The organism is Flavobacterium sp. BFFFF1 (assembly GCF_002256285.1).
Taxonomy (GTDB): Bacteria; Bacteroidota; Bacteroidia; order Flavobacteriales; family Flavobacteriaceae; genus Flavobacterium.
Genome location: NZ_NKJE01000041.1, coordinates 1 through 8,270, shown reverse-complemented (window position 1 = coordinate 8,270; position 8,270 = coordinate 1). Strand labels below are relative to the sequence as shown.

7 protein-coding genes and 2 rRNA genes are annotated in these 8,270 nt (G+C 46.6%); 6 read left to right on the top strand and 3 right to left on the bottom strand.

What is annotated here, in order from left to right; all coding sequences use genetic code 11:
* A partial coding sequence (locus CFE23_RS15645) for a hypothetical protein (RefSeq protein WP_291090070.1) occupies positions 1-495 on the top strand: 495 nt, incomplete at its 5' end.
* A 46-nt stretch (positions 496-541) separates the two neighbouring features.
* Here the strand turns inward: CFE23_RS15645 and CFE23_RS15640 are convergent.
* Positions 542-2,368: a T9SS type A sorting domain-containing protein gene (locus CFE23_RS15640; protein ID WP_291090067.1), complete on the bottom strand. Its 1,827-nt coding sequence runs from the start codon at positions 2,366-2,368 to the stop codon at positions 542-544.
* A 131-nt stretch (positions 2,369-2,499) separates the two neighbouring features.
* Between CFE23_RS15640 and nth the strand changes: the two genes are divergently transcribed.
* The 5 genes from nth (at position 2,500) to CFE23_RS15615 (ending at position 7,213) form a co-directional block, all read left to right on the top strand.
* Positions 2,500-3,132 carry an endonuclease III gene (gene nth / locus CFE23_RS15635; RefSeq protein WP_291090064.1) on the top strand — a complete coding sequence of 211 codons (633 nt, stop codon included), beginning with the start codon at positions 2,500-2,502 and terminating at the stop codon, positions 3,130-3,132.
* Positions 3,133-3,340: 208 nt separating this feature from the next.
* Complete coding sequence (locus CFE23_RS15630) at positions 3,341-5,197, top strand: hydrolase/aminopeptidase (protein WP_291090062.1); 1,857 nt, start codon at positions 3,341-3,343, stop codon at positions 5,195-5,197.
* 104 nt (positions 5,198-5,301) lie between these two features.
* Positions 5,302-5,841, top strand: a complete 540-nt coding sequence (locus CFE23_RS15625) for a carboxymuconolactone decarboxylase family protein (RefSeq protein ID WP_291090059.1) — start codon at positions 5,302-5,304, stop codon at positions 5,839-5,841.
* Between the two features lie 68 nt (positions 5,842-5,909).
* On the top strand, positions 5,910-6,323 hold the full coding sequence (locus CFE23_RS15620; RefSeq protein ID WP_291090105.1) for a nuclear transport factor 2 family protein: 414 nt from the start codon (positions 5,910-5,912) through the stop codon (positions 6,321-6,323).
* Positions 6,320-7,213, top strand: coding sequence for an AraC family transcriptional regulator (locus CFE23_RS15615; protein WP_291090056.1), 894 nt, complete (start codon positions 6,320-6,322; stop codon positions 7,211-7,213). The genes CFE23_RS15620 and CFE23_RS15615 overlap by 4 nt, the downstream gene beginning before the upstream one ends.
* Positions 7,214-7,623: 410 nt before the next feature.
* On the opposite strand, the gene rrf is transcribed toward CFE23_RS15615, so the two are convergent.
* Both rrf and CFE23_RS15605 read right to left on the bottom strand, forming a co-directional pair.
* A 5S ribosomal RNA gene (rrf, locus tag CFE23_RS15610) occupies positions 7,624-7,733 on the bottom strand.
* Between the two features lie 143 nt (positions 7,734-7,876).
* Positions 7,877-8,270, bottom strand: a 23S ribosomal RNA gene (locus CFE23_RS15605); the annotation flags it as partial.

The following is an 8,270-nucleotide window of genomic DNA, read 5'->3' as shown; positions in this document are numbered from 1 at the left end:
TACGAAATGGGCTGGAATGCTATTGTAAAAGGAATGTTGCGCAACTACCTGTACGGCATCAAAAAGCTTGAGTTTAACGTTGACATCCACGCGCCGGCCGCGAAAGTCTGGGTCCTGATGTGGGACAAGCAGGGTTATAGCGACTGGACTGCGCCATTCTGTGCAGGTTCCTATTATGAAGGAAAAATAGCGCAGGGAAACCGGGTACATCTGCTGTCACCTTCGGGCGAAGGCATGTACAGCGACATATTCTTTTACAAAGAAAACGAGGTATTGGTATTTAAACACATCGGACTGATGAAAGACAAAAAAGAAGTGCCGTTAGACCCTGAAACCGAAAAGTGGACCGGTTGTTTTGAAACATACCGATTAACTGAAAAAAACGGCATCACCACGCTAAAAGCTGAAGTTGATACCTTGGCACAATATGTGGAATACATGGAAAATTCATTCCCAGCGGCGCTCGCCGAATTGAAACGGCTATCAGAACAATAAAAAACGCCCGGTACATGCCGGGCGTTTTTGCGATATTGTGTCAGAATTATCGAACCATCTTCAGTACTTTTCCCGCGGCATTACGTATAAAATAAACGCCAGGAGTAAGATTGCCCACATACATTTCGCTTGTATTTTCAGCTTTACATATTACTTTCCCTGATACATCTGAAAGTATAACATTCGAAGGTCTGTTAAAATAGATCATATTTCCATTTGCAGGGTTTGGGTAAAATCCAAAAGATTTAGTTGCTTCTAAATCAGGCGTTCCCAAAGTAGTAGCCACATCGATCTGGATGTCGTCAATACCCATATTCGGCCTGGCGCCAGTGCCGCTGATAAAGTAATACACCCAGCGTACCTGAACTAGTGGGTAGCCATCACATTCTAACGGCAATTGTGTGATCTTCTGTTCAAAGTTGTCTGTCGCACCCGAAATGTATTCCTCCGTGCCTGGGAATTCAGTCCATCCGGCGTTGGGATTTCCATTGCCATCGCCTATTCGATATTGCATTCTCAAACCATAAATTCTACTGTTTTGCGCAATGGTCCGGCCTGTCCACATGATCGTTACAAAATCCGTATCGGTTGAAACCTGTGCGCTAAGTGAAGAAGTGTCTAATGATAAAATTACCGCACCTGCCTTTCCATTCTCAATTACCGCTCCGGTGGTCTGTGTTGGATCGCTTCCATCACAAACCCCGACAAATTGAGGATTTGCAGCGTTTACAAACGAAATACCGTTATCGCCCTGGCCTACAAAACGGGAACGGTTGGTCAGGTTGTAAAGGCAGTGCCAGTCTTCGATGAACGGCGTATCCAAACCTGGATCGGAAACGGAGTGGGCCCAAAACGCCATATGCTCCGGGAAAGTACCCATGGCAGCTGCCGGATCCCAAGCTGAAAAAACGGTTTGATTAAATCCCTGAGTCAACACCAATGGCGTGGGATTGGTTACGTTTACCAGAACAGTGTCCCCAGTCAGTTCTATCGTGCGCGAAACAGCGCCAGGCGAAGACACCGTAACGGTGCCATTGTGTGCGCCTGCGGTCGCCGCATTCAGCCTGGTATAAATTGTGATTGGCCCCATAAAGTCAGCGGTTTCAGGAATCACAATCGCATTCGAGTACCCGACATTCGGATCAATCGAAATTTCAAAATCAGTCGTTACCGCAATATTGAGATCACCGGTAAGGTTTATCGCCGAAACGGTGAACGTTTGTGCCGCAGAGGGTGTGCCCTGCAACTGGCTAAAATTCAATGCCGTTTCACTCGCTTCAAGCACTGTTGCGGTATTTTCCACAAATGAAAAATCATCCATGACCAGCCTTGCCGGCGTTCCTGTCCCTGCACCGCGTGTGACCAAAAGATGCAGCAGCACGTTAGGCTGGTTGGCAGTCGCCAAAGGCAGCGTATAGCTATACGATATGAAATCCGTCTGGTCTTCATTAGGCAGCGACAATACTTCCTGGTTGCCAATCCACGTCAATCCTCCGTCGATGGAAGCTTCCATATTCAGATTTACGTTCCTGCTGCCTGCGCCATTGGACATTGATTTGGCAAAAAAATTCACATTCAGCGCGGTGATTCCGGTCATGTCGAGGTTTACGGAAATGGTACCGGTAAACGCCGCTGTGGGAATGACACTGATCGCGGCCGGTGCCGAATTATAATCCACCTCTTCCCTGAAAATGCGGGTTGCGGTGGCTGGTGAATTGACCCGGTTTCCGGTCCAGTTTGGGATAAAAACCACATCCTGGCCCTCTGTAAACACGGCGTCGAAACTCTCTGATGCAGGAAATGTATTGATCTGGGCAAATGCCGTAACGCTTAACATAAAAAGCAAAACCGGCGTCAGTATTTTTTTAATCATAAACATTTTTTATTTATTTGTTTCAAGGTGTGAAAATACATAAAAAACAGCGCAATGAATAATCAAAATGATAACCGGTGCAGATGGAATTTTATATTTGGCTGGAATTCCATACTTTTAAATAAAAAATAATGAAAGAAACCGATTGGGCACACGAACTAAAGCCGCTGATCACAAAGTATAAAAACAAAAAACATCCACTCGATTACGGCAACCTATACCAATTGATGGTCATGGTGATCTTGTCGGCACAGGATTCAGATGCACACATCAACAAAATTGCCCCTGCCCTTTTCGCGAAATATCCCACGCTGAAGGCTTTGGCAAAGGCTGAACCTGACGATATTGAACCGCTGATTGGAAAAGTGCGGAATTTTAAGACCAAGTACGGCTGGCTGATCGAAATCGCCCAAACCCTGAAAGACGATAAAAATATCCCAACAACCATGCCCGAACTGACCGCGCTGAAAGGCATCGGTCGCAAGTCCGCTAACGTCATCATGCGCGAGGCCGAAGTAAAAGCCGAAGGTATCCTGGTTGGCCTGCATGTGCTGCGCGTCGTACCGAGGCTCGGCATTTCACAAGCCAAAACGGGCGACAAGATGGAAAAAGACCTGATGGCCATTTTACCGCAGGAGATGTGGGGAGAAGTCGGGATGGCAATTTCATTTCTCGGACGTGAAACCTGCAGGCCCACCAATCCCAAACACTCGGAGTGCCTCCTGAGCGACGTTTGCGAATACTGCAAAGCACAACGCGAATAACTGGGGCGTGACCCCGTTGCGGAAGGTTTCCACATCCGGTCACGCATGCCCTGCAACACGGTCGGGCTGTACGCTGCAATCTTTTAAGGGTTTCGCTCCGTTCCACTTCGCGCAATCCTAAAAAGGATTTCCGCTGCCATCCCTCACGCAAAAACATCCGGAGTGAATTTGGCGCAAACTTTATATCTTTGCGCAAATCTCTTTTTAAATGAAAAAATTACTGTTTGTCCCAGTATTGCTGCTGTTTATTTGCTGCAACAAGGAAAAATCCGAAAAAGCGCAAACCCCTAAAACACCTGTAAAAGACGACCATTCATTCTCAAAGCCCGCAAACGCCGTCGTGACACATCTTGATCTCGATATCAAGGTCAGTTTTGATTCCAGTCGCATCTCCGGGAAAGCATCGTGGCAGATTGACAACATCAGCAAAGGGAACGAAATTATTTTCGATGAAAATACTTTGGAGATCCAGAAAGTGACCCTCGGTGATGACGACACGCCTACAACATTCAGGCTGGGGGAAGCGGTAGAATTTCACGGTAGGCCACTGTACATAAAAATCGCCCCGAATACCACCAGGGTGAACATTTACTACAATACTACCAAAGACGCGATTGCACTGCAATGGCTAAAACCCGAACAAACCGCAGACAAGAAAAAGCCGTTCCTGTTTTCGCAGGGGGAGAGCATCTGGTCGCGTACGTGGATTCCGTGCCAGGACTCTCCATCGATACGATTTACTTACAATGCCAAAGTCACCGTTCCTTCCGACCTGATGGCTGTAATGAGCGCCGAAAATCCACAACAGAAAAACAACACCGGCGTGTACAACTTTAAGCAAACCAAAGCCATTCCGTCATACCTAATGGCCATTGCTGTGGGCGATCTGGCTTTCCAGCAGATTGACAGCCGCACGGGCGTGTATGCCGAACCTTCGGTCGTAAAGAAGGCAGCAGCGGAATTTGGAGCATTGGGTAACATGGTCAATGCAGCGGAAAAGCTCTTCGGTCCTTATCGCTGGGGGAGATATGACGTGCTGGTCCTACCGCCAAGCTTTCCGTATGGCGGGATGGAAAATCCTAACCTGACATTCCTCACTCCCGGTGTCATTGCGGGCGACCGTTCCCTGACCAGCCTGCTGGCACATGAACTGGGCCACAGCTGGAGCGGCAACCTCGTGACAAACGCCACCTGGGACGATATTTGGCTAAACGAAGGATTTACCACTTATGTGGAACACCGTATTGGCGAAGCGATTTTTGGCGAAAAAGAAGCGAAGATGCAGGATGTCCTCAGCCGTAAATTGCTCGCAGACAACATGGCAGAATACGGACCCAATAATCCAGATACCAGATTGCGCGTCAATACCACAGACAGAAATCCCGATGATGGCCTGAGCGACATTCCATATGAAAAAGGATACGCATTCCTGCAGACCGTCGAACAGGCAGTCGGTAGGGAAAAGTTTGACAACTTCCTGAAATCGTGGTTTGACGACCACGCCTTCCAGTCCGTCACGACAAAAACCTTCACCGACTATCTAAACGACAACCTGATAAAAGGAGATAAGGTTTTGGAACAGAAAATCAATGCGTGGGTTTGGATTTACAAACCAGATATCCCGGATAATGTGACCGTCCCTGTCTCTGAGGATTTCCTGGCCATTGATGTGATACAAAAAAACTGGCGAACAACCGGAGTCAAAGGACTGGCAGGCAAAATCAAGTCAACCAATGAGAAACAGCATTTCATCGATTACCTTCCGAATGACCTTACCATAAGTGAAATGCAAGCCATCGACGAGGAATTCAACTTTACCAAAGGCGGAAACTTTGTGATCAAACGGCAATGGTTCGTGCAGGCGATTAAGCATCAGTATAAAGCGGCTTACCCGGATATCGAATCGTTCATGGTTGCGACAAGCCGCACCGGATCGCTGCTGACGCTATATAAGGAAATGATCAAAACACCTGAAGGGAAGGCGTGGGCGAAAAGCATTTTTGCCAAAGCCAAGGCCGGATACCATCTGACTACGGTTGAGGCGGTGGGGAACATATTAAAGTAGGCTGGGAAAATTGTCCATCACATAGCGTAAATCCTCCATTCTTTGGCATGGAAGGCTGTCGCATCTTTGTAGTGTCAATAAGACATAACTTAACAATAACAAAGATGACACGTTTAAAAGCTTTAAATCCGGAAGAAGTAACCGGAAAAACCAAGGAATTGTTTAATGCTGTTCAGGCAAAATTAGGTGTGGTTCCAAACATGATGCGCACGATGGGAAATTCAGATGCGGTCCTGGAAGGTTACCTTAATTTGAGCGGTGCCCTGTCACATGGAAAACTCAGCAGCAGGACCGGTGAACTGATCGCACTCGCGGTTTCCCAGAGCAATTCCTGTGATTATTGCCTCGCCGCACATACCTTTATCGGCGGACAATTGCTGAAAATAGAAACCGCAGTTTTGCTGGCGGCCCGCAACGGTGCTTCCGAGGACAACAAAACACAGGCAATATTAAAACTGGCAAAAGTACTGATTTCTAAAAACGGATTGGTAAACGACGCTGATGTCGATGCGGCCAAAACCGCCGGAGTCACTGATGCCGAGATCGCGGAAATCGTTGCGCATGTGGCGCTTAATGTATTGACCAATTACTTCAACAATACAGCCGGAACCGAAATCGACTTTCCAAAAGTAAACGCGATTTAATAAATTACAACCAAACTATAAAAGGCAGTTATATCGAACATAACTGCCTTTTCTATTACATTTGAATGATGGAAACACCCAGACACCCGCTCCCGCCTTTTACCATGGAAACGGCACTGCAGAAAGTACAGGCAGCCGAAGACGCATGGAATACAAAAGATCCTGAAAAAGTATCGCTTGCCTACACCATTGATACTGAATGGAGAAACCGCACTGATTTCATCAATGGACGTGACGAAGTAAAACAATTCCTATCCCGGAAATGGGAAAAGGAACTGGATTACAAACTCAAAAAAGAACTTTGGGGATTCCGTGAGAACCGTATGGCGGTGCGTTTTGAATACGAATGGCGCAATAAAGCCGGGCAATGGTTCCGAAGTTATGGAAACGAACTTTGGGAATTTGATGAGAATGGATACATGCAAAAAAGGTTTGCCAGTATCAATGATATGGAAATTGAAGAAAAAGACCTGAAATTATGAGTACTCCCAATGCCTTTACCATCACCAATCCGCAAAACGGGAACCTGGCTTTTAAGGTTTTCCATTTTCAGGACAACAGCCATTACGACCACCTGCAGCGCAATAATTATTATTCGTTGATTTGGGTCAAAAAGGGAAGCGGAAAAGTAAAAGCCGATTTTGCTGAGCATGATTTTGCAGAAAATGCGTTGCTGGCGTTTTCACCTTACCAGCCTTTTATGATTTGTACTACTGAAAATATTGAAGGCATCGCGATTCACTTTCATCCCGATTTCTATTGTATCCACATGCACCAAAAAGAAGTGTCGTGCAATGGGGTATTGTTTAACAACATTTATGAGCCGCCGTTCACACAAATCAATGACCATGCTGAAAGTACGTTTGACATGGTGATTGGTCAGATAAAAAATGAAATGGAAAATCCTGGATTGGCGCAGTATGAACTGTTGGTCTCGTATCTCAAAGTATTGCTGATTACGGCATCGAGGCTGAAAACAGAGCAACTGCAGGAAAGCATTTCGTTGATTACCGATGCGAAAGAGCCTTTCATCCTGCAAAACCTGAAAGACGCAATCGAATTGAACTTTAAGACCAAACACGCACCAGGAAATTATGCCGACCTGCTTAATATTTCTGCCAAAGCCCTGGCCAGGCTGACGAAAAAGCATTTCAACAAAACGCTCAGCGACATGATTGCGGAAAGAATCATTATTGAGGCCAAGCGGGAACTCTACCTGACGAGCAAGGCGATTAAGGAAATCGCTTACGAATTGGGGTACGATGATGAGCATTATTTCAGTAGGTTCTTCAAGACCAATGCGGATGTGTCACCACAGTTGTATAGGGATACGGTGGGTTTTGGTAAAGCTACGCCGGGAACGGGGATTTGATTGGGTAACGGAATTTCATGCGTTACTGGAGAAAGACAAACTGTTTCGATATCGAAACCTCACATTTCACAATTCCTTGCTACTCATTAAACATGCTATGGTAAGCAACAAATTTTGAACAATGAATTTTGAACATCGAGCTTCGGATAAAAGCCCTTATTGCCATATGAAGGCTTTTGCTTCGCCAGTTCGCTATCGCTCGTGTCAAAAAAAGGCAGCGACCCGAGGGCTTTGCCCGAACTGGCGAAGCACATACGCTCCCACTCCCGATAGCTATCGGGATGCAGTACTCCCGAAGCGTCGGGACGCAGGCGGGCTCAACTGCTCTGTTCGGATTATATTTGCCGTTATTTTTTTTAAAAATGACACAAAACAAAAAACCCCTCATCGTTAGATGAAGGGTTCTTAAAAAAAGGCAGCGACATACTCTCCCACAGGATTGCAGTACCATCTGCGCAGGCGGGCTTAACTTCTCTGTTCGGGATGGGAAGAGGTGAGCCCCGCCGCAATAACCACCTTAAGTCGTTAGTTGCTTTGGGCAACTTGCTTACAGGATATCGGTCAACTCTGAACCGTAAACTGTAAACTAATATTATTAACATACTGGGATAAAAAAGTTACCTGGAAAGATTGCCCTCCCGCCATTACTGACGGGAGAAGCGCGTACATAAGCTTACGGGTTATTAGTACTACTCGGCTATGACATTACTGCCTTTACACCTGTAGCCTATCAACGTAGTCATCTCCTACGACCCTTAAAAGAAATCTCATCTTGTGGTGGGTTTCGCGCTTATATGCTTTCAGCGCTTATCCCTTCCCGACGTAGCTACTCTGCGGTGCTCCTGGCGGAACAACAGATACACCAGCGGTCGGTCCAATTCGGTCCTCTCGTACTAGAATCAGATCCACTCAAATTTCTAACGCCCGCAATAGATAGAGACCGAACTGTCTCACGACGTTCTGAACCCAGCTCGCGTGCCACTTTAATGGGCGAACAGCCCAACCCTTGGGACCTTCTCCAGCCCCAGGATGTGACGAGCCGACATCGAGGTGCCAA